19 protein-coding genes, 14 tRNA genes and 4 rRNA genes are annotated in these 21,438 nt (G+C 47.3%); 2 read left to right on the forward strand and 35 right to left on the reverse strand.

The window, feature by feature from the left end:
- Positions 1 to 13: 13 nt before the first annotated feature.
- The 17 genes from NYE72_RS27320 to NYE72_RS27400 form a co-directional block, all read right to left on the reverse strand.
- On the reverse strand, positions 14 to 1,510 hold the full coding sequence (locus NYE72_RS27320; protein WP_036681265.1) for a hypothetical protein: 1,497 nt from the start codon (positions 1,508 to 1,510) through the stop codon (positions 14 to 16).
- An 11-nt stretch (positions 1,511 to 1,521) separates the two neighbouring features.
- Entirely contained in the window at positions 1,522 to 2,133 is a 612-nt protein-coding gene (locus NYE72_RS27325) for a putative phage tail protein (protein WP_076105556.1), read from the reverse strand.
- A 3-nt stretch (positions 2,134 to 2,136) separates the two neighbouring features.
- Complete coding sequence (locus tag NYE72_RS27330; RefSeq protein ID WP_076099872.1) at positions 2,137 to 2,472, reverse strand: hypothetical protein; 336 nt, start codon at positions 2,470 to 2,472, stop codon at positions 2,137 to 2,139.
- An 11-nt stretch (positions 2,473 to 2,483) separates the two neighbouring features.
- The gene (locus tag NYE72_RS27335) at positions 2,484 to 3,506 is read right to left on the reverse strand and encodes a DUF2793 domain-containing protein (protein WP_339210871.1); all 1,023 of its coding nucleotides are present in this window, start codon (positions 3,504 to 3,506) and stop codon (positions 2,484 to 2,486) included.
- A gap of 1 nt (position 3,507) precedes the next feature.
- On the reverse strand, positions 3,508 to 3,921 hold the full coding sequence (locus tag NYE72_RS27340; RefSeq protein ID WP_036681259.1) for a hypothetical protein: 414 nt from the start codon (positions 3,919 to 3,921) through the stop codon (positions 3,508 to 3,510).
- Position 3,922: 1 nt separating this feature from the next.
- Entirely contained in the window at positions 3,923 to 4,981 is a 1,059-nt protein-coding gene (locus NYE72_RS27345) for a baseplate J/gp47 family protein (RefSeq protein ID WP_038573430.1), read from the reverse strand.
- On the reverse strand, positions 4,974 to 5,405 hold the full coding sequence (locus NYE72_RS27350; protein WP_076147401.1) for a DUF2634 domain-containing protein: 432 nt from the start codon (positions 5,403 to 5,405) through the stop codon (positions 4,974 to 4,976). The genes NYE72_RS27345 and NYE72_RS27350 overlap by 8 nt, the downstream gene beginning before the upstream one ends.
- On the reverse strand, positions 5,402 to 5,698 hold the full coding sequence (locus NYE72_RS27355; protein WP_036681399.1) for a DUF2577 domain-containing protein: 297 nt from the start codon (positions 5,696 to 5,698) through the stop codon (positions 5,402 to 5,404). Before NYE72_RS27355 ends, NYE72_RS27350 begins: the two co-directional genes overlap by 4 nt.
- Positions 5,699 to 5,703: 5 nt before the next feature.
- Positions 5,704 to 6,666: a hypothetical protein gene (locus tag NYE72_RS27360; RefSeq protein ID WP_036681255.1), complete on the reverse strand. Its 963-nt coding sequence runs from the start codon at positions 6,664 to 6,666 to the stop codon at positions 5,704 to 5,706.
- A gap of 9 nt (positions 6,667 to 6,675) precedes the next feature.
- Complete coding sequence (locus NYE72_RS27365; RefSeq protein ID WP_076147399.1) at positions 6,676 to 7,428, reverse strand: LysM peptidoglycan-binding domain-containing protein; 753 nt, start codon at positions 7,426 to 7,428, stop codon at positions 6,676 to 6,678.
- A 1-nt stretch (position 7,429) separates the two neighbouring features.
- Positions 7,430 to 9,475 carry a hypothetical protein gene (locus NYE72_RS27370; protein ID WP_339210875.1) on the reverse strand — a complete coding sequence of 682 codons (2,046 nt, stop codon included), beginning with the start codon at positions 9,473 to 9,475 and terminating at the stop codon, positions 7,430 to 7,432.
- Between the two features lie 194 nt (positions 9,476 to 9,669).
- Positions 9,670 to 10,092, reverse strand: a complete 423-nt coding sequence (locus NYE72_RS27375) for a phage portal protein (protein WP_339210877.1) — start codon at positions 10,090 to 10,092, stop codon at positions 9,670 to 9,672.
- Positions 10,093 to 10,218: 126 nt separating this feature from the next.
- Complete coding sequence (locus tag NYE72_RS27380; RefSeq protein WP_339210879.1) at positions 10,219 to 10,689, reverse strand: phage tail tube protein; 471 nt, start codon at positions 10,687 to 10,689, stop codon at positions 10,219 to 10,221.
- Between the two features lies 1 nt (position 10,690).
- Positions 10,691 to 12,013: a phage tail sheath family protein gene (locus tag NYE72_RS27385; protein WP_339210881.1), complete on the reverse strand. Its 1,323-nt coding sequence runs from the start codon at positions 12,011 to 12,013 to the stop codon at positions 10,691 to 10,693.
- A complete protein-coding gene (locus tag NYE72_RS27390) occupies positions 12,013 to 12,192 on the reverse strand; it encodes a hypothetical protein (protein ID WP_036681241.1) in 180 nt (59 codons plus the stop codon). The genes NYE72_RS27385 and NYE72_RS27390 overlap by 1 nt, the downstream gene beginning before the upstream one ends.
- The gene (locus NYE72_RS27395; protein ID WP_038573440.1) at positions 12,189 to 12,602 is read right to left on the reverse strand and encodes a DUF6838 family protein; all 414 of its coding nucleotides are present in this window, start codon (positions 12,600 to 12,602) and stop codon (positions 12,189 to 12,191) included. The genes NYE72_RS27390 and NYE72_RS27395 overlap by 4 nt, the downstream gene beginning before the upstream one ends.
- Positions 12,603 to 13,134: 532 nt before the next feature.
- Positions 13,135 to 13,635, reverse strand: coding sequence for an ArpU family phage packaging/lysis transcriptional regulator (locus NYE72_RS27400; protein WP_094902361.1), 501 nt, complete (start codon positions 13,633 to 13,635; stop codon positions 13,135 to 13,137).
- Between the two features lie 285 nt (positions 13,636 to 13,920).
- Here NYE72_RS27400 and NYE72_RS27405 point away from each other — a divergent pair, with 285 nt between their 5' ends.
- Both NYE72_RS27405 and NYE72_RS27410 read left to right on the forward strand, forming a co-directional pair.
- The gene (locus NYE72_RS27405) at positions 13,921 to 14,352 is read left to right on the forward strand and encodes a transcriptional regulator (protein ID WP_076147395.1); all 432 of its coding nucleotides are present in this window, start codon (positions 13,921 to 13,923) and stop codon (positions 14,350 to 14,352) included.
- A gap of 28 nt (positions 14,353 to 14,380) precedes the next feature.
- Positions 14,381 to 14,794 (forward strand): ImmA/IrrE family metallo-endopeptidase, encoded by a 414-nt coding sequence (locus NYE72_RS27410; protein ID WP_036681396.1) that lies wholly within the window; start codon positions 14,381 to 14,383, stop codon positions 14,792 to 14,794.
- 100 nt (positions 14,795 to 14,894) lie between these two features.
- Here NYE72_RS27410 and NYE72_RS27415 read toward each other — a convergent pair.
- The 18 genes from NYE72_RS27415 to NYE72_RS27500 all read right to left on the reverse strand — a co-directional run bounded on the left by NYE72_RS27415 (position 14,895) and on the right by NYE72_RS27500 (position 21,303).
- Positions 14,895 to 14,968: transfer RNA gene (locus tag NYE72_RS27415), tRNA-Pro, on the reverse strand.
- A gap of 14 nt (positions 14,969 to 14,982) precedes the next feature.
- Positions 14,983 to 15,056, reverse strand: a tRNA-Gly gene (locus NYE72_RS27420).
- Between the two features lie 11 nt (positions 15,057 to 15,067).
- Positions 15,068 to 15,141, reverse strand: a tRNA-Pro gene (locus NYE72_RS27425).
- A 32-nt stretch (positions 15,142 to 15,173) separates the two neighbouring features.
- Positions 15,174 to 15,250 (reverse strand) — tRNA-Arg (locus NYE72_RS27430).
- Positions 15,251 to 15,257: 7 nt separating this feature from the next.
- Positions 15,258 to 15,332 (reverse strand) — tRNA-Gly (locus NYE72_RS27435).
- Positions 15,333 to 15,338: 6 nt separating this feature from the next.
- A tRNA-Leu gene (locus NYE72_RS27440) sits at positions 15,339 to 15,422 on the reverse strand.
- A 16-nt stretch (positions 15,423 to 15,438) separates the two neighbouring features.
- Positions 15,439 to 15,511, reverse strand: a tRNA-Lys gene (locus tag NYE72_RS27445).
- 5 nt (positions 15,512 to 15,516) lie between these two features.
- Positions 15,517 to 15,591, reverse strand: a tRNA-Gln gene (locus NYE72_RS27450).
- Between the two features lie 43 nt (positions 15,592 to 15,634).
- Positions 15,635 to 15,710 (reverse strand) — tRNA-Val (locus tag NYE72_RS27455).
- A gap of 40 nt (positions 15,711 to 15,750) precedes the next feature.
- Positions 15,751 to 15,825 (reverse strand) — tRNA-Glu (locus tag NYE72_RS27460).
- An 11-nt stretch (positions 15,826 to 15,836) separates the two neighbouring features.
- Positions 15,837 to 15,912, reverse strand: a tRNA-Thr gene (locus NYE72_RS27465).
- Position 15,913: 1 nt separating this feature from the next.
- Positions 15,914 to 15,989, reverse strand: a tRNA-Asn gene (locus NYE72_RS27470).
- Positions 15,990 to 15,995: 6 nt separating this feature from the next.
- Positions 15,996 to 16,112 (reverse strand): 5S ribosomal RNA (gene rrf / locus NYE72_RS27475).
- Between the two features lie 73 nt (positions 16,113 to 16,185).
- Positions 16,186 to 19,111, reverse strand: a 23S ribosomal RNA gene (locus tag NYE72_RS27480).
- Between the two features lie 170 nt (positions 19,112 to 19,281).
- Positions 19,282 to 19,357, reverse strand: a tRNA-Ala gene (locus NYE72_RS27485).
- Positions 19,358 to 19,381: 24 nt separating this feature from the next.
- Positions 19,382 to 19,458 (reverse strand) — tRNA-Ile (locus NYE72_RS27490).
- Positions 19,459 to 19,504: 46 nt separating this feature from the next.
- Positions 19,505 to 19,621 (reverse strand): 5S ribosomal RNA (gene rrf, locus NYE72_RS27495).
- A 124-nt stretch (positions 19,622 to 19,745) separates the two neighbouring features.
- Positions 19,746 to 21,303: ribosomal RNA gene (locus tag NYE72_RS27500) — 16S ribosomal RNA — on the reverse strand.
- Together the 16S, 23S and 5S rRNA genes with 14 tRNA genes alongside form the textbook arrangement of a ribosomal RNA operon.
- Positions 21,304 to 21,438: the final 135 nt, after the last annotated feature.

The raw sequence follows: 21,438 nt of genomic DNA on the forward strand, positions 1-21,438 counted from the left end.
CTCATCCCCTTTTCTATGCAACTTTAACTATTCTCAAATGACTGAAAAGACCGTCACCAGTTACCCCAACGTTAGATGTTCCGTAATGATAAATGTAAAATTCAAGCGTATGCCCAGCGCTAAGATCTGTATTAGAAACCCCAAGGACGGAAACGTCTTGCCCACTAGCTGACGCAACGGTTCTTCCAATGCACTGATCCCGCGCTCCGTTTTTATAAATTTGAATCTGAACCACAAATGGCAAGGGTACGGATGTGCATGTAGCCATAACATCAATAGCGTATATACCAGCAGCTTTTGCAGTGAAAACCCCGGTGGTCGCATTCCATTCACCTAAACGATCATAGTAAACCGATGGGAATAAAAGTTTAGTGAATGTGTTCGGTACGATTGTTTGTGTAGCGCTACCGCCGCACGCAATATTACTTCTGGAATTCGTTGTATTATCTCCCCATGGGTTAAGAACTCCACTTGTGATGATACCATTTAATGAGCCTTCGGGAGTTATTCCTGATGGCTGTGAGCCATATTTATAGATTGAACCGCCATGACTAGTGTAAAGACCTACGCCATTCGCTTGCCCCGTGTTTTCGAGTGATGTAACAATCGAAGCACTTCCGACTATTATTCCAAAGTTTCGTCCAGATACCGAAGAATTTCTAATGTCTGCGTTTTGACCTGCAATATTAATGCCCGGATAATTAGCGGTAGTTCCACAGGAGCAATTTTTAATGTCGATGTTTCCACCGTCATACGCATTAAAACCCATTGAGGTTGTGGTATTAGCAGAAAAACCGTCTATAACAATACGATTGCACCGTTCAGCCACGAAGGAGCGGATAGTTACAGAAGTACCCATAAATTGAACATGACCACCGCCTACTTTGCCGCTAATCCTCACATCTTCGGCATAGGTTCCAGATGTAACATTTATAGATGCAGTATGATTAACAACTTGAGGAATCATGCCGATAGCCCTATTGATTGTTTTAAATGCCCCTGCTGCCGTATTGGCTAAACCGTTGTTTATGTCATTCCCATCCGTCCGTACATAGTACGTAATATCCGCTGTCGTCTGCTGAGGCGTAGTAACCAACGGCGCCTTACCATTCAACTGCCCCTGAATCCCACTAGTCACCCCATCCAAATACCCAAACTCTGCGTTCGAGACCACGCCAGTCCCAATCTTCGAAGCATCAATTCCGGCTGAAGCATTAACATCGGCGTTTACAATCACCCCAGCCGCAATAGCCGTAACTCCATCACCAGTACTAGTGACATCCCCCGTGTGATTAGGATGCACATAATTATTCGCTCCCGTAGCAATCCCCGCCAGCTTCGTTTTCTCGGCAGCGGTGTAATCGTTCGTGGACAGCTGTTTGCCTGTTACTTTATCGACCTTACCATTCACTGCATTATCCAAAATGTCCATATTCCCGTTCAGATCGGCAATATCAACGATATCTGTTCCCTCTGGCTTCTTTAAGCCCAAATTTCCTGTGGTTTGCATATGTCACTCTCCTATCTATAAGTTCTTAATTCGTTCCATGTTTTACTGTGAGCACTCTCCCAAGTCAAAGCCTTAACAGAGTCCCACCAGGTATAGCTGAACACAAATTCATAAGCTAAATGCGCAGGTTTAATCTCTTCGATGATTTGAATCAACCCTGCCATATTCGGAGGAATCCCCAGTGTACTCACAAAATGAATCTCAAAACGGTACTCTTCAGGCACTTCCTTTACTTCAACCACTCCACCTGAAAAAGCTGACGCCGTCCGCTGAATCATTTCCGGTGTGGTCGTTCCATTTCCACGCAGCTTTGCCTTAATCATCTCTCGACGAGTGGCATAAGACTTGGATGGATCGCTGCTGAGTCCAAGTTCGGATTCCCAGCGCCCAAGGCTCACTGTAGCCGTTTCAATAAACGCCTGATCCAGTACATCTATAGTACCTACCTTCAGTCCACCAATTTCTAGCCCGATGGTCTCCTGAAGCTTCTCCATTTCGCGGACATCCTTATAATAATCCGGTAAATACTGCATTAGATCAGGCGCCTCGACTTCACCCGGATGGCTCGAATCTTTATCTGCGGAATATAACAATTCGCTGTATAAAGAGCTGCCGTAACTCATCCTCTACACCCCCTTCAGTTGATTCCAGGTTAGGGGGCCTTTGGGCAAATAATCATGTGTATGCGCCGCCGGAGGAAATACCACTGGTTTACCTGCTACCCCCGCCCAAGCTACACTATCCGCTTGTTGCGCAAAATCCACCTTGCCATTGTTATTCGTATCGTAAATGCTTTTCAGCATATCCCCGGTACTCTGCGCGGCTACCAGTAAGACATTGCCAGCGGCAGAACCAATGTACAGCTTGCCACTGTCTGTACAATACCCAAGCTCACCAATAGCCAGCGCTCCAATGGCGCTTTCCAAGCCGCGGCGTATTTGAATCAATGTTTTTAGAGCCATTGTCCCGCCCCCTAGAATGTTCCGCCATCAATACTGGCCACGGTAAGTTTATTGCCATTCGCAGCATCATAAACGATACTGCTTCCATCCACACTTACAGCTACACCGGCTGCATCCACGGTGATTCCTTTTCCAGCGGTAACCGCAATCGCGTCTGCAGTGACCGTGATCCCATTGCCCGCACCAATGTTCAGCGTCACAGCATCGGCTTGACCCCCACCAATCAGCCCGTTCCCGGCTGTAATGGTCTGGAGTGCACCACCGGTACGTACCCATGCGCTGCCGTTCCAGCTGTAAATCTTCTGCTCATCATCGACGTAAGCGGTCCAACCGACGGCAGGAACATAAAATACCCAAGCGGCAGATTGGTATTCAACAATTTGATTCGTTTTGCCCGCCCATACCCCGGTTGCCCCTGCTGGAATAATATAACGATCACCCTCAACCGGACTGGCAGGTGGAGCCAGCAGGTTCTGGTCTTTTACCGATGCTTGCGGTTCGATGTTATGCTTAGCCAGCTCAATTTCATTTTTAATCTTTTGCGCAGACCACAAGTCTGTAATCGTAGTCCCTGCATCATTGATTGTCCGGTGCTTGGCCACATCATCAATGTGAGTCTTGATCTCAGCGGCAGTCTTTACGTTTGTGCCATCCGATACTTTATTGATATGTCCCGCACTAATATCCGCTTTAAGCACCTTCGCATAGGTTGCTCCATCAGCGATATCATCAATTGTACCTGTCAGATCGGTAAGCTTCTGCGCATTCACCCGCCGCCAAGCTGCCCCATCATCAAAATATAAATATCCGCTATTCGAACCCGTAGTCACGTAATACAAACGACCAACGGATCCTGCAACCGGACGCGAAGCTTCTGGCCCTGACAGCGCCCTGCCGACCATGGAATTGGACGTGCCGTCACCAATATAAACTTCCTTAGTATCACTGCAAAAACCAAGCTCACCTGCCTTCAACACGCCATAACTCGTTAGCTCAGCCTTTGTACCCCGCTTTATTTGTATGGTCTGTGCCATTTTACACCTCTCTTCTAAATGATCCTCCGTCAATCTGGCCCTTGTTCTTATAACGCTCTATTTCAGTTTGGACAGCGGTAAGACTCACCTGCAAACCGTTAATATCCTCTGCTTCAACCGTATCACCGGGGGTTTCGTAAGTAACATATACCTCAGGCACATCGGCAAAAATCTTAATCAACCGCCGCCAGGGCGCCTCATCCGGAAAAGACACAGTGAAATTGCGTAGCTCGATCCCGGAATACTGTGACCCTGTGTACACCGCAATGGTCTGATTATTAATATTGTCATGCGCTAGAAGACCACTGTAAACGCCATTTACAAGCGGTAATCTCTCTTCGATAACATAGCTGCTACCGTTTGCTTTTTTATTAAGTTTTTCTTGAAAAATATCAATTTGCTCTGGATAACCCATGCTACACCTCCAGTAGAACGTTACCGAACAACGGTACTTCTTCTTCGTTCAACATCACATTGCCCGCTCCACTGTTCAACTTCAGCTCTGTGTAATCCGCGACTCCTTCAGTAGCAAGCAATAATGCCCCGATGACAGACTGACTGATATAGGTTGCTGAAAAAGCCTTCTCCTTGCGATATTTCTCAAGCATCACCTGAAAGCCTTGGTTTACAGCTTGCAGTGCATAGCCAGAAGCAAGGGTTACCTTGGCACTTATACTGATGTTTTTGCCCGCAGCCGGCGCCACGGTCACAACAGCCCCTACCGGTGCTTGTCCCTCACCAGCTCCTGAGACCGGATCAATATATTGCTGCACCTGAGCCGCCAACAGCTCGGATGCGGGTTTTTTTTCGGCGTCCACAATAATCACCTTCACAGTTTTAGGACCTTTCCATAATGGAAAAACACGTGCGCCTCCCACACCCGAAACTTGCAGTGCCCACTCCATATAGTGATATTTATTTCCGCTAGTAGCTGGGCGTCTGGCTGAATCCAAATAACGCTGGCGTAACGCATCATCCGTTTCAATGTCCTCCCCAGGGATCAGAAGAGAGGCTATTTCTCCTCGCGCTAGATCTGAAATATAATCCACTGGCAGTAAAGAGCCAAAATATCGATTTCCTTCTTCTCCAGCGGTTTCACTTTCCAAGCGATACACTCCAGGAGATAACTTCTCCACAGCCGTATAATTCAGCATTTCGAGTGAGAAGCGGCTGCCGAGTGGAACATCCAACAATCCTCCATCCGCCTTATAAAAAATCCCTTTCAGCTGTGCCTTGCTGGCTTCACGCCTTACAATGCCTGACCAGGAGATGCTTCGCTCCAAGTACTCTCCGGTAGCCGTATCTGCAAAATACAGATTATTATTCACATCCAGCTCAATATACATCTGTGTCAACTCAGCGGCTGCTGGAGCCAACGCGTCATAAATGATGCTGCCCTCGCGTTTATCCAATCCTGATGGAATCCGGTCCAGCATCCGCTCCAAAAGAGCCTCATACGTCTGATCCTCATACATCCTCATTCCACTCCTTTCTCAGCTGAAAATTTCCGTAACGTGTGACGACCTTGCAGTCAAAAGTTAGATTATCTCCGGTAAACGAAACAACAATATTCTCTAAGCTAAGGATTCGTTCATCCTGAAGTAGTGCCTCACTAACGATACGTCTGATTTCAGCTCTAACCAGCAGCCGATCCTTGCCAAGCACCAACCGCCACTCTGTTCCGTAATCCGAACTGTAAATCAGATGTTCAAACCGATCGGTTCGCAAAATTTTTGCCACTGCCTGTTGAACTGCTTCCAGTCCATCCGTTTGGCCTGTAATCCTTTTTCTCTCCCAATCCATTCGGTACGTAAGACTAGGACTTTCCCCACGCTCAAGGTTGACCTCCCCCTCAAGCAGGGCCGTTATCGGTCCAGCTTTTCCAATCGCCGGGATCATATCGGACTCACCAGCCGATCCAGAACAATGTAGCTTTGTCCGCCCTGCATTCGAACCATTAATACGCGGTCCCCACTCGCTAATCCTCGCCGAAGTATTACTTCTTTGCCCTCGATGTCGATCTTGCTTTCCATTACCGATTCAGGCAGCACTAACGCATTCCCCGATAAAACAAACCGCTGATCCACCTGAATCTGCAAAGGAGCTGCCACCGTTACCGTTCCATAAGAAAAAGCCACGGGATTTGTACTTCCCACGGCTCCTAGACTTGCTTTTTTAATAATATCTAACATCATTTCTACACCACCTTAATATCGAGGGACATTGTATGCTCCCCTCCAGAAATCTTATGGCTGCATTGGTCCACCAGAAACAATTGAGTCTCGAATTCATCCAATAGGACATAAATGAAATTGCCTGCTCTTACACGCATATCACCAATCGCCTGTATGGAGAGACTAAGCTTTTCACGATTGTGCATTTTCAGCAGATTGTTTGCCTTCTCCTGAATTTGTGCAGCATTCGCTTTGTCATCAGCCTTTTGATACAAGTGCAGGATACCCCAGCGTTTCACATTGTCCTTGTCACTGACCGGATAGAAATCGCGTTTGCCCGATGCCTCGTTGTCCTTGTACAGAAAAATCGTGTTGTACGTATCGTCATCAATACTTTTTTTGAGCGAATAATCGTACAGATAATGCCCCGCTCCCAGCACCAAGTTAAGCAGCATAGAATCCGGTTTACGCAGCGTCAGCTTCCCAAAATCATCGTAAAAAGCCATCAGCCGCCCCTTAAACTGAAGCTCACTGCCGATGGCTCCCATAATGATGTCCAACAGCTTTTTGTCATCTTCAATTAAAGAAGGAATCCGGTACTCTGTCTCCTCCAGCACACCTGTCTTTAATCCGTAGTCCGTTGTTATTTTCTTGATCACATCACTAGCCGTAACATCCTGCAAAACATAACTACCATTGCCCAGCAAATAACGAATCTGATCATAGGCAGTCAGCTTAATCTCCTGATCCGAGCCCGTATCAATGCTGAACACAAATCCGTAAAATACATCTACATTATCTTTACTGAACTGAATAATATCACCGTTGCTGATCCCGAACTTGGGGAGCTGATAAATTCCGTTGTCCACAAGCGTTAACTCTAGCGTTGACGGTTTACCTGACCGTGCAGTTTTCCAAGAAATATCTGAGACGATGCCAGAAATATCCCATAGATTCCCTTCCTTATTCTTCACTAGCAGTTCCATAACGTCCTCCTACGGCAGCTTGATGACTTTACCGATGGGCAGCTTTTTCAGCTCACTATCCGGAATGCCATTAAGCTTCTGAATGGCTTTGTACTTCGAGCCATCTCCTAGGTTTTTTTGAGCGATGCTCCATAGACTGTCTCCAGCTTTTAAGGTATAGGTAGTAGGCTTTGCCTTTTCATTGGCCCGCTTCTGCTCCGCCTTCACTTCACCTTTAACAACCTTCACAGCTACCGCCTGATAGAATACGTACTTTTTGAGAGATAACGAATATTCAATATCCCCTGACGTACCCGCACTAAGCTTCCAAGTGAAACCTTCGATGCTCATAGCCATATTCACAGCAAAATCAATTTCTAAAGATGCATCCTCACTAATTGAAGATTCCTCTAGCCATTTCTGTGGTTTGTTTAACTTCTTTTTATCCTTTTTCGTATCATCGGGATACCTCACACCGGAGAACACAAACCGAATGGGTCGACGACTCGTCATCCATTTCTTAATAAGCTCCACATATTCAAAAGGTCTCTTCAGCCCGTCCTCCTGCACCAATACGAACGGATACCTTTGTGCTGGAAAAATACTTTCAATCGTGATCTCCGTAAGCTTCGGATAAGCAATCGTATTGATCTCACCCAGATCGATAATGGTATAGCTTTTTCCATCTCCACTCTCCTTGATTTCCAAGGTCTCTGGATTGACTGGCAGCCGGATTGCATCCTCCTGATTATTAAAACCCAAAAAAATCCCGTACTCTTCCACGTTACGTATACACCCCCTGCGCCGTAGAGACAAACTCCTCGTTCAGCTTTTGCCCGATCTTGTTGATAATCGTATCAATGTCTCCGGCATTGTTAATATTTCCAGTCGTCACCTGCACCGTCGGCGTAAGCTCCACAAAATTCTGGATCGCCTGAATCTCGGCCAGCTCGCGGAGCATTTTCAGATCATCACTGGAGATGTCTACGGTGTCGTTGATGGAGCCGAGCTCGTTCACACGGTTGACGGTGTTCAGATTACCAGGTACTCCTGCATTTTGAAAAGAACCTGCAGCGGAAGGCGTATTTAACGCAGGAGTCTTCGTCACAGGAACTACTGGAACCTCAGGAATGGTAGGCGATTTCGGAGATTTCGTTGAATCATCTTGATGAGTAGTATTCCATTGATTGATTGTAGTCTCGTTATTCGTATTCCCCCCTACGTTTAGGCTTTCTTTAAATTTGTTAACATCAAATTCTTGCGTATATTTCGCAGCCGTATCAAAAGTATTTTCAATGCTCATCTCCACGTTCTGTTTAAATTGACTGCTGTCAACCTGTTCAAGATGAAGATTAATCTCTGATTCTATACCTATAAATTTACCAACAGCCCCAATTACTTTATTAATACCACCTAATAAAAAATTGGCAGCATCAATGATACCATTAATAAACCCGGTCCATAGATCAATCACATAACCTACAAAATCTGCAACGATCTGTCCGAGAGCCCTGAACATATTGGCAAGAAAATCTCTTACTGGCTGAAGAGCTGCAACAATTCCTAAAAAAGCCACAATAAGTGCAATAACAAGTCCAATTACAAGCGCAATAGGATTGGCATTTAACACAGCGTTGTAAATCCCTTGCGCTGCGGTAGCGATCCCAGTCGCAATTGCTGACATATTTGTTGCGATTGCTGCTGCACCCATAGCAATTTTATAAGCAATAATCCCAGCAACAATTCCCAAAAGAATGGGTACTACATAAGGCAACGTGCTGCTAAGAACACTCCAAAGGAATAAGGCTCCCTGTACAACTTGTGAAAAACCTTGTGCTATAATAGCCAATCCAATGGCCATCCCATCGATAATAGGCTGAAAGGTTCCTTCTGAGAACGCATCGTTAAGAATGCTTAACAGCGGAGAAAATGCTGCAAGTGCCCCTTGTCCCATGCCAGCTAAGGAATTGTTATAGTTTCCAAGAAGTGTCTGCCACTGATTTACGGGTGAATCCATCATGGTTTGCAGCGAAGTACTCGTCATACCTGCCGTTGTCATGATATCTCCCAAAGTACTTAAAAAAGCGCCCATGTTCCCCGTACTGGCTACTAGGTCGAGTCCACCAAGCTCCTCTTCATCTACCTGAAGCATCGATGCTAAGTCACTAGAGTCTCCATCAAATGCAGAATTAATAGCTGATGAAGTATCGCCAATATCCTTACCTTCTGGAGACATCATACTAAGCCTTGTGGAATAATCCATTAGCTTATCTAGCTGGTCCGTATTTTGTGTTTTAGGATAAAACGACAAGACACTTTCCATAGACTTGCTGACGTCCTGTCCGGTTTCTAGCGCTCTCTTCTTGAATTTATCAAACATAGCTACACCAACATCAGCATTTCCGGTTTTTGCTTTGAAAAGATCTTCCCACTTTTGCTGCTCAGCAGCTGGCACAAGCACCTTCTCCATGACACCCTTAACTTTTTCCACCATACCCTTAGCCTTTTCAAAGGCCCCCGTAAGCTTTTCCCAGGTTCCTGCTTGCTTTTCAGCTCCTCCAGCCCCTCTATCAGCCGCATCATTCAGTCTCTCCTGAGCCTGAACCGCACCTCCAATAGAAGCTTGAATTCTGGTATAAGCTGCACTGTAATTATTAGTGATGTTGTACACGGGTTTATTGACTATTTTCATACTGATACGGTTTAAGGTTGCTGAAAAGGAATTTGAAATATTTGCCGAGACCTGTGTTGTAATCTGATTGGTTATATCATTGATCCATTGATTGGAAACTTGCTGTATTCCAGCTATATTATTTTGTACACCTGCCATTCACTCACCCCCTAACTATCTCTTCCTCGCCTTACTCCGTGCCTGATCCCGCTTCTCCTTCTCCACACGAACAGCAATCATCGCATATATTGCGGCGCGTTCGCGGGAAGACAGCTTCATCAGCTCATGGGGTAAAATGTGCAGCTCATGGAGGGCGTAATAAGCAAAATTGGCTTCACTATCGCCCTCGTTGATTAGTTTTTTACTTCATCCACCAGATCGTTCATGTCCGTGCCAAAACCATTTAAGGCCTGCACCCGCTCACCCAACGCCGCGAATTCACCCGGAAGCAGCATTTTACGCAGCAGTGTTTCAGCGCCAAGTACGCCATAAGAACGCTGCAGTTCAGCATTTTTTAGATCCGGATGCATTACACTTGAGGTCATCAGCTTCGCCATATAATCGTTAGGCTCAATTTCAGAGGTATACACTCCGTTTTTCCCTTTGACTTTGCGGGTTGCGGCCTTGCGGCATTCCTGATTCTCATCCTCAGTCATACTGCGCAACTTCCAGGCCACCGCATTTCCTTCCTTATCCTTAAAACGCTGGGATACTACAAACTCCTCGGTCGTGTCACATGCTACATTTTGGGCAAAAAACAAACTTAATTCGCTCATTGTCTTCCTCCTAGAATTATTTATTAAGATACTTCTCCTGCTACTAGCTGCCAATAGACAGAGAAGAGACCCGCCGCTCATTCTACGTTCGGGTCTTGCTTGCTCCAATCTATCTAGTTGTCTTAATTAAAGCCCGGAACCTGCCGGAGCACCAAAAGCTTGCACAATCTGCACATCTTCAAAGGTAAAGCTAACTTCTTCTTCCAGAGCGTCTGACTCTGTATCGAGTGAGGCCATGATGACACTATCGAGGTTCACCCCTTTTAGAATAATCCGTTGTGCCCCCACGCTGGACGATGGATCCTCGTTCGTAACCTCAATATCGAAGTACTGATCAATACCCGTATTCATATAATCGAGCATCATCTGGCGGAAACGACTAGTCATATAAAAAATCGTCATCGAACCGCTGCCCGACCATCCAGTCGCTTTATGCTGAACACCCCGGCGGCCCAGTGTTTTCACTTCTGCTTTTGTTTTTTCTACTGTAGCTTCAAGAGTTTTCACATAGAACATCTCTTCAGTTTGCGTACCAATCACAGCATAAGCACGGCCCTCCTGGCCGGAAATCGTATCACTAGCTTTTAAAAATGCCATCTTAAACCACCTTCACTTTCATATATACTTTTTCTACGGAATCTACCGGTTTCACAGCCACATCCAGCACGATACTGTCACTATCTGCACCAGCCACAACTACAACATCTGTCTGCGCGTTAAAGCCCTCAATCGCACCCATATCCTGCAAATCATTCATATAAGTCGCACACTGTGACCAGAAAAGAGCACGGCCATCTTCATTATTCGCGACCTTACCGATATAGTAGTTCTCAAAAATACGCTTCATATCATTCGCAATTCCATCCAGCACGCGCAGCACACGATTTTTGGAGAACGCTTTGCCTTTGTCCGGTGAAAATGCGGTAAATGTATTAATATCCTGTTCCACCACAGCCCGTCCGCCACTGTAAGTAAAGATAAGCTCTCCTTTTAGCAACGCAGCTGTAGTCTCAGAATGGCTAAGTCTTACATCAGCATCCAACGAATCATCATAACCCTGATAAGTCAGCGATTCATTAACAGCTGCTGCTGCTGTAGCACCAGCTACCCAAGCAACGGCATTGACGTTATCAATCGTAGTTCCGTCGCTCAGTACTACCCCATTATTCACGCTAATCACACCTTCATGACCTGCAGCCGCATAATCGGATAGTACGGCCTGTACCTTTTTCCCTTCTGTATCCCGAAGCCGTCTCACAAAAGAACTGTAGAGTGCCTTGAGAGCACTATCCTGCGATATTAGACCCACTGTTTGGAATTCTTGCACCTCAAGAGCAGACAGGAAGTCACTATGTGCTCCATTCGTCACGGTTCCGTTAGCCCCCCCTGTAAGCGGCATGCCTGCAATTAGCTTCAAGCCTTCTGCACCATTTTTCTGGAATTGAACATAATCGTTCGCGACCAACTCCTCAGCCGTTCCAACCGTTTGCTTGTTCAGTTCTGTTCCATTAAGCAACGTCTTTACATCAAAAAGAGCAGCATTCTCTATATTTTTCTCAATCACAATCGAAAGATCATTTCCGCGTACACCGCCATATTTAGCTGTTACCTGAAGACCGTTATTTGTGACTGCCGCTTTAACGCCTTCATTCAATCGATAGAGCAGCAAGGTTCCCGCCCGTTTCAGCGCTTCACGCACTGGCAGTAGAGTTGGATGTTCCAAATCAACTCCTAGCAGCTTATTCACATCATCCTGCGGGGTAATCTTCATGATTACTCCCGGTTCTCCCCAAGATAGGGCAAGCGCCAATGCCGTAATCCCGCGTTCTCCCATTTTGCCGATGGCACCTTGATTTGATGCTACATTTACGTATACCCCAGGGCGCACCTTATTTTGCGTTGTCCATGTTCCGCCTGCCATTAGTTCATTACCTCCTTATTTTTGAACAATCCCATAGATTGCTTTGCTTCTTCGAGCGTATAGTTCTTGCCATCCTGCAAAATAACGTTCAATATATCCTTTTCCCTCGGCGTAAAAAGTGAGGAATTCACAATCTGTTCCTTACTGAACCCATTCCCGTTACTCCCTTTAGTACTCATTTCAATCGTTCTCCTCCAATCATTTGTCCCATCTTAATGCTGTCAGGCTTGTCGTTTTGCAAATACAACATATAGTCAACTGTAAACAGCGGCCCATGCCCTTCAGTTCCAGCTTCCCACGCTTGCCTAACTACACGAAAAGCTCCACCATCCTGCTCCATTCCTGCCATCGCCTCACTTAGCTTATCTGCCATTCTCTCAGCTTCCAGCAAATTGCCTTGCTCATAACGGATGCCAAAACGGTAGACCGCTAAATACCTGCCCTCCCGCTGCCGATCCAGTGTTGCTGAGATCAGTCCGGGATGAAAATAGGCTGTTTGAGGTTTTTCTCCTTCTACATATACAGGCACATCAGGAAAATACCGTTCAAGTGTACTTGTAATGTGTTCTCGCAATTGTTGTACCGACATCACTCCATTCCTTTCTGATCTGCGATCGTTCGTCGATCCTTGATGGTGTTAACCTTCAACTGCATGAACATTAAGCAGACACCCCCTCAACTAGATTTAAGAAAAAAGGATACTATCCGAGGTTGGATAATATCCCTTCTTCATTAGGCAAATGCGAGAAGAATCTTTCACCGCTAGGTTTGTTCTCATCACCCTTAGGGCGGAACTATTAGCAGAGCATTCATGCTCTTGCGGTGTTCTTTTGCTTCATTTGCCATGTTATAATCATACCCCCATATTTTCCTTGCGGAGAGGGTAAACGGACGAGGTTTTGGCTAGCTTTTGGATGGTATAGAGCGGTTTTTCGGAGGAACATAATTGAAGACAAGCTTAAGAGCCCTCGTCCCTCCTTTTATGGACGGCAAGCATTTGTGCGAGGATTATAAGGATAAAGTACATCCTGAAACTTATACTTTCTTATAATTCAAAAAAAGACCGCATCATCCACTCGGACGATACAGTCTTCTTTACTAATCACACTATTCTATTTCTATTAAGTAATACTCATTTTCTCTTTCTTTACCCTAGGCGCTGTTGTTACTAAAGTTTGCAGAGATAGTAAACCGAGATCCGTTAACGCTAATGCCATCTTGTAAAAAGCCTTCGAGCGTATCTTCACGTAAGTGTCCTTACTTACCGGTGGATCAAACACATGATTGTAAATCGTATAATCGTACATCTCGTCTCTTCTCATATACCTTTCCCGTACCAGCTGCTGTTCTCTTGTATCGAGTCTCTCTACCACAGAGTCTATTGCGGAACAATAAGCTCTCCTTGCGGCGGGGATGTCCACATTATAAGAAGCTATCGCAGCAGTCTGATCAGTTACAGTGTTAGTAGGACCATGGAATCTTTCTGTGTATGAATAGGTTGTGCTTGCTTCCTTAGCTTCAAATGTAACGGTCTTAAAAATACGGTATTTCTCCAACATGCTCTCTATAGCGACCTGGGTTCGGCGACGGTCCAACTCTGGTAAAGTTGATATGTTCATCATTTATGCACTCCTTTTGGGTTTAACTGAATGAGATTTAATTTGCGGAATTTTCCAGCCCAATGTGATAAAATAAATCTTGTTCGTATTCTGTTCGTATTTTTCTATAATATACCACTTCTTTACCAATCTCGTAAAACCCCGTTTTAGGCTGTTTTTATCGAAAAAGAGCGTATATCCCTCCATTATCTTGCCTTTTGGCAATAATATACGCTTTGTTGTTTACCTATTGGCAAAAATGGCTTATATTATTATCATAAGGTTACAGCCAATAAGGAGTGAGTTGAGATGAAACAGGAATTCGGGGATTATATGAAGCATCTTCGGGAAACAAAGGGACTCACCATTAATCAATTAGCAGCAGCAGCCGGAATTAGCGGTTCGCAAATTTCCCGGATTGAGAATGGATTAAGAGGGGTTCCTAAACCAACCACGTTACGCAAAATCGCCGAGGCTACTGGTGTCCCCTACGAGGAGCTAATGGATCAGGCAGGGTATTTGCAGGACCAGACTCTTTCAAGCGATGAGGCTGTCCCAGATTGGGCTACAAGCAAAGATAAACGAGACTTTCGAAAAATGCTAGAGGATGATGGAGAGCTGATGTTTGATGGGATTCCATTAGACAAAGAAGATAAACAGAGGATAAAAGATGTACTAACCGGATTGTTCTGGGAAGCCAAACATATGAATAAGAGAAAAAAATCCAAAGACACTAAATAACTATACTAACATGCTGCAGGTGAAGAACATGGATGAACTGATCAATAGTCTGATTAAAAAATATAAAACCAACTGCCCGTTCGAGCTTGCCGCAGCACTAGGCATTCAAATTCGCTTCATGAACCTGGGGACTGGCACAAAGGGATTATATTATCGAAAACTAAGAAGAAGGTTTATCGTCATTCATAATGAGTTGCCTGTAGAATGGCAGCGCTTCGTTTGTGCGCATGAATTAGGGCATGATCGGCTTCACAAGGGGATCAATCGCTTTTTTCTGGAGGAAAGCTCCTATTTCTCTCCTGGGAAGCTTGAACGTCAAGCTAATGTCTTTGCTGTAAAATTACTTTCTTCGGGCAGAAGCCCCGAACAAGAGGAATCATGGAGAAACTATTATCTACGGATTGGAATTCCACCGGAAGTCCGATTTTTTTTGGAGGAATAATAGAACATACGTTCTTCGACTGTATTTATATGTTTATTCAATACATAACAAAAAAGCCCTTACCGAAGTAAGAGCTTTTGAGCAGCGATTAAGCTGAGTATCGGGATGACACGATTTGAACATGCGACCCCCTGGTCCCAAACCAGGTGCTCTACCAAGCTGAGCTACATCCCGTTACTATAAAATTATGGAGCGGGTGATGGGAATCGAACCCACGCTATCAGCTTGGAAGGCTGAAGTTCTACCATTGAACTACACCCGCAAAGGTGAAAATCGGGATGACACGATTTGAACATGCGACCCCCTGGTCCCAAACCAGGTGCTCTACCAAGCTGAGCTACATCCCGTTATAAATACTATAATTGCTTAATAATAAAAATGGCGCGCCCTGAGAGATTCGAACTCCCGGCCTTTTGATTCGTAGTCAAACGCTCTATCCAGCTGAGCTAAGGGCGCAAAATTATGGAGCGGACGACGGGAATCGAACCCGCGACCCTCGCCTTGGCAAGGCGATGCTCTACCGCTGAGCCACGTCCGCAATAAGTGGTGCGCGTGAAGGGACTTGAACCCCCACGTCGTGAAACGCCAGATCCTAAGTCTGGTGCGTCTGCCATTCCGCCACACGCGCATGATAATAATAAAAGTGAGCCATGAAGGACTCGAACCTTCGACACCCTGATTAAAAGTCAGGTGCTCTACCAACTGAGCTAATGGCTCGCACTTGGCTGGGGATATAGGATTCGAACCTATGAGTGACGGAGTCAAAGTCCGTTGCCTTACCGCTTGGCTAATCCCCATTGATGGTACCTCTATGTTGCCCACAATCTCTTAGGAAGATTATGGTGGAGGCTGAGGGGATCGAACCCCCGACCCTCTGCTTGTAAGGCAGATGCTCTCCCAGCTGAGCTAAGCCTCCATATCTATGGGACCCTCTAAGGGTAAGTACAAGTAAAAGTTGGTGACCCGTATGGGATTCGAACCCATGTTACCTCCGTGAAAGGGAGGTGTCTTAACCCCTTGACCAACGGGCCTTGCAAATCTGTGGAGCTCTCAACCGGATTCGAACCGGTGACCTCTTCCTTACCATGGAAGCACTCTACCTGCTGAGCTATGAGAGCATGGCTCCCCGAACAGGACTCGAACCTGTGACAACTCGATTAACAGTCGAGTGCTCTACCAACTGAGCTATCAGGGAATATCCGCTTGGCAACGTCCTACTCTCCCAGGACCCTTCGGTCCAAGTACCATCGGCGCTGGAGGGCTTAACGGTCGTGTTCGGGATGGGTACGCGTGGAACCCCTCCGCTATCGCCACCAAACGGGCATTTACAGCGTAAATGCTCAGGCTTGATGCCTGAAAACTGAATCCGAAACGAATTTGCATTCTAAGTATAGGATAAGCCCTCGACCGATTAGTATTGGTCAGCTCCATGCATTACTGCACTTCCACCTCCAACCTATCTACCTCGTCGTCTTCAAGGGGTCTTACTAATTGGGAAATCTCATCTTGAGGGGGGCTTCACGCTTAGATGCTTTCAGCGCTTATCCCGTCCGTACGTAGCTACCCAGCCATGCTCCTGGCGGAACAACTGGTGCACCAGCGGTACGTCCATCCCGGTCCTCTCGTACTAAGGACAGCTCCTCTCAAATTTCCTGCGCCCACGACAGATAGGGACCGAACTGTCTCACGACGTTCTGAACCCAGCTCGCGTACCGCTTTAATGGGCGAACAGCCCAACCCTTGGGACCTACTTCAGCCCCAGGATGCGATGAGCCGACATCGAGGTGCCAAACCTCCCCGTCGATGTGGACTCTTGGGGGAGATAAGCCTGTTATCCCCAGGGTAGCTTTTATCCGTTGAGCGATGGCCCTTCCATGCGGTACCACCGGATCACTAAGTCCGACTTTCGTCCCTGCTCGACTTGTAGGTCTCGCAGTCAAGCTCCCTTATGCCTTTGCACTCTGCGAATGATTTCCAACCATTCTGAGGGAACCTTGGAACGCCTCCGTTACTCTTTAGGAGGCGACCGCCCCAGTCAAACTGCCCGCCTGACACGGTCCCCGTACCCGGTAAGGGTACTAGGTTAGAACCTAGATACGATCAGGGTGGTATCCCAACGGCGCCTCCACCGAAGCTTGCGCTCCGATTTCTACGGCTCCCACCTATCCTGTACAGATCGTACCCAAATTCAATATCAAGCTGCAGTAAAGCTCCATGGGGTCTTTCCGTCTTGTCGCGGGTAACCTGCATCTTCACAGGTATTAAAATTTCACCGGATCTCTCGTTGAGACAGCGCCCAAGTCGTTACGCCATTCGTGCGGGTCAGAATTTACCTGACAAGGAATTTCGCTACCTTAGGACCGTTATAGTTACGGCCGCCGTTTACTGGGGCTTCGGTTCATAGCTTCGGGTTACCCCTAACCACTCCCCTTAACCTTCCAGCACCGGGCAGGCGTCAGCCCGTATACTTCGCCTTGCGGCTTCGCACAGACCTGTGTTTTTGCTAAACAGTCGCTTGGGCCTTTTCACTGCGGCCCCCTCGTGCTATTCACACTACCGGGGCACCCCTTCTCCCGAAGTTACGGGGTCATTTTGCCGAGTTCCTTAACGAGAGTTCTTCCGCGCGCCTTAGAATTCTCTTCTCGCCTACCTGTGTCGGTTTGCGGTACGGGCACCTTCTCCTGGCTAGAGGCTTTTCTTGGCAGTGTGAGATCATGACCTTCGCTACTACAATTTTCGCTCCCCATCACAGCCCAGCCTTAATGATGTGCGGATTTGCCTACACATCAGCCTCACTGCTTAGACGGACATCCATCAGTCCGCGTCACTACCCTCCTGCGTCACCCCATCGCTCATAGCGGATTACGGTGGTACAGTAATTTCAAACTGTTGTCCTTCGACTACGCCTTTCGGCCTCGCCTTAGGTCCCGACTTACCCTGAGCGGACGAGCCTTCCTCAGGAAACCTTGGGCTTTCGGCGGATCAGATTCTCACTGATCTTTTCGTTACTCATACCGGCATTCTCACTTGTGTAGTGTCCAGCGCTCTTTTCAGTACACCTTCAACCCCTACACAACGCTCCCCTACCCCAGATACATAGTATCTAGCCATAGCTTCGGTGGTGTGTTTAGCCCCGTTACATTTTCGGCGCAGAGTCACTCGACCAGTGAGCTATTACGCACTCTTTCAATGGTGGCTGCTTCTAAGCCAACATCCTGGTTGTCTGTGCAACTCCACATCCTTTCCCACTTAACACACACTTGGGGACCTTAGCTGATGGTCTGGGCTGTTTCCCTTTTGACAATGGATCTTAGCACTCACTGTCTGACTCCCGGCAATAAGTATATGGCATTCGGAGTTTGACTGAGCTTGGTAATCCTTGCGGACCCCGCACCCAATCAGTGCTCTACCTCCACTACTCTTATACCGAGGCTAGCCCTAAAGCTATTTCGGGGAGAACCAGCTATCTCCGAGTTCGATTGGAATTTCTCCGCTACCCCCACCTCATCCCCGCACTTTTCAACGTACGTGGGTTCGGGCCTCCAGTGCGTGTTACCGCACCTTCACCCTGGACAGGGGTAGATCACACGGTTTCGGGTCTACGTCCACATACTAATTCGCCCTATTCAGACTCGCTTTCGCTGCGGCTCCACCTTCTCGGCTTAACCTTGCATGTTAAACGTAACTCGCCGGTTCATTCTACAAAAGGCACGCCATCACCCATTAATAGGGCTCTGACTTTTTGTAAGCACACGGTTTCAGGTTCTATTTCACTCCCCTTCCGGGGTGCTTTTCACCTTTCCCTCACGGTACTGTTTCACTATCGGTCGCCAGGTAGTATTTAGCCTTAGCAGATGGTCCTGCTGGATTCATACGGGGTTTCACGTGCCCCGCACTACTCGGGATCCGTCTCGGAGAGAACACAGTTTAGGTTACAGGGCTTTTACCTCTATCGCGGGCCTTTCCAGACCTCTTCACCTACCATATTCCTTTGTAACTCCATGTGAGACGTCCCACAACCCCAAGAGGCAAGCCCCTTGGTTTAGGCTGTTCCGCGTTCGCTCGCCGCTACTGACGGAATCACTATTGTTTTCTCTTCCTCAGGGTACTTAGATGTTTCAGTTCCCCTGGTCTGCCTCTACACACCCTATGTATTCAGGTATGAGTAACTGCGAATTACCACAGCTGGGTTTCCCCATTCGGACACCCCCGGATCAAAGCTTGCTTACAGCTCCCCGAGGCAGTTTCGTTGTTCGCCACGTCCTTCGTCGGCTCCTGGCGCCTAGGCATCCTCCGTGTGCTCTTATTAGCTTAACCTTGATTTTTCCGCAGGAAAATATCATACGATGACATTCTCTTTTGGAATCATCTCACTAATAACATTTACTTGTTTGCACAAGTTGCTAAAAGATGTTCTAAAACGCAAATTCGTTTCGGTATCCAGTTTTCAAGGATCAAGTTAAAAAAGTTATTCATTTAAAAATTTATGGTGGAGCCAAGCGGGATCGAACCGCTGACCTCCTGCTTGCAAGGCAGGCGCTCTCCCAGCTGAGCTATGGCCCCATAAAATTACTCTATAATGTTATATGGTGGGCCTTGGTGGACTCGAACCACCGACCTCACCCTTATCAGAGGTGCGCTCTAACCAACTGAGCTAAAAGCCCATATAACATATATAACATTGTGAATCAACCAATGAATTGGTTGTCCGCTTGGCAACGTCCTACTCTCCCAGGACCCTTCGGTCCAAGTACCATCGGCGCTGGAGGGCTTAACGGTCGTGTTCGGGATGGGTACGTGTGGAACCCCTCCGCTATCGCCACCAAACGCATGCGAAAGAGACTTGCTCTTTCAAAACTGAACACGAGTGAGTGTTCGAACCCGAAGGTTCTATTATGGAAGTTAAACTTCCGATTTGAATGTCCTCATTGCAGAGAACGATTCTCCATAGAAAGGAGGTGATCCAGCCGCACCTTCCGATACGGCTACCTTGTTACGACTTCACCCCAATCATCTACCCCACCTTCGGCGGCTGGCTCCCTTGCGGGTTACCCCACCGACTTCGGGTGTTGTAAACTCTCGTGGTGTGACGGGCGGTGTGTACAAGACCCGGGAACGTATTCACCGCGGCATGCTGATCCGCGATTACTAGCAATTCCGACTTCATGCAGGCGAGTTGCAGCCTGCAATCCGAACTGAGACCGGCTTTGATGGGATTGGCTCCACCTCGCGGCTTCGCTTCCCGTTGTACCGGCCATTGTAGTACGTGTGTAGCCCAGGTCATAAGGGGCATGATGATTTGACGTCATCCCCACCTTCCTCCGGTTTGTCACCGGCAGTCACTCTAGAGTGCCCAGCATTACCTGCTGGCAACTAAAGTTAAGGGTTGCGCTCGTTGCGGGACTTAACCCAACATCTCACGACACGAGCTGACGACAACCATGCACCACCTGTCTCCTCTGTCCCGAAGGCCGCTGCTATCTCTAGCAGATTCAGAGGGATGTCAAGACCTGGTAAGGTTCTTCGCGTTGCTTCGAATTAAACCACATACTCCACTGCTTGTGCGGGTCCCCGTCAATTCCTTTGAGTTTCAGTCTTGCGACCGTACTCCCCAGGCGGAGTGCTTACTGTGTTAACTTCGGCACCAAGGGTATCGAAACCCCTAACACCTAGCACTCATCGTTTACGGCGTGGACTACCAGGGTATCTAATCCTGTTTGCTCCCCACGCTTTCGCGCCTCAGCGTCAGTTACAGCCCAGAAAGTCGCCTTCGCCACTGGTGTTCCTCCACATATCTACGCATTTCACCGCTACACGTGGAATTCCACTTTCCTCTTCTGTACTCAAGCCACCCAGTTTCCAGTGCGACCTCAGGTTGAGCCCAAGGTTTAAACACCAGACTTAAATAGCCGCCTGCGCGCGCTTTACGCCCAATAATTCCGGACAACGCTTGCCCCCTACGTATTACCGCGGCTGCTGGCACGTAGTTAGCCGGGGCTTTCTTCTCAGGTACCGTCACTCCGATAGCAGTTACTCTACCGGACGTTCTTCCCTGGCAACAGAGCTTTACGATCCGAAAACCTTCATCACTCACGCGGCGTTGCTCCGTCAGGCTTTCGCCCATTGCGGAAGATTCCCTACTGCTGCCTCCCGTAGGAGTCTGGGCCGTGTCTCAGTCCCAGTGTGGCCGTTCACCCTCTCAGGTCGGCTACGCATCGTCGCCTTGGTGGGCCGTTACCCCACCAACTAGCTAATGCGCCGCAGGCCCATCCCTCAGTGACAGATTGCTCCGTCTTTCATTCTTCTCTCAGGAGAAAAAAGAAATTATCCGGTATTAGCTACCGTTTCCGGTAGTTATCCCAGTCTGAAGGGCAGGTTGCCTACGTGTTACTCACCCGTCCGCCGCTAAGTTACTTTGAAAGCAAGCTTTCAAAGTAACTCCGCTCGACTTGCATGTATTAGGCACGCCGCCAGCGTTCGTCCTGAGCCAGGATCAAACTCTCCAATTAGTATTGAAAAGAGCGATATGCTCATTTTGAAACATCTGACGAGAAAATTAATTCTCTAATTTTGGACCTCACTTGCGTGATTTCCTACTCACTCGTTGTTCAGTTTTCAAAGATCAATGTCTCTCATTTCGTCGT

Source organism: Paenibacillus sp. FSL L8-0333 (assembly GCF_037965665.1).
Lineage (GTDB): Bacteria > Bacillota > Bacilli > Paenibacillales > Paenibacillaceae > Paenibacillus_AQ > Paenibacillus_AQ odorifer.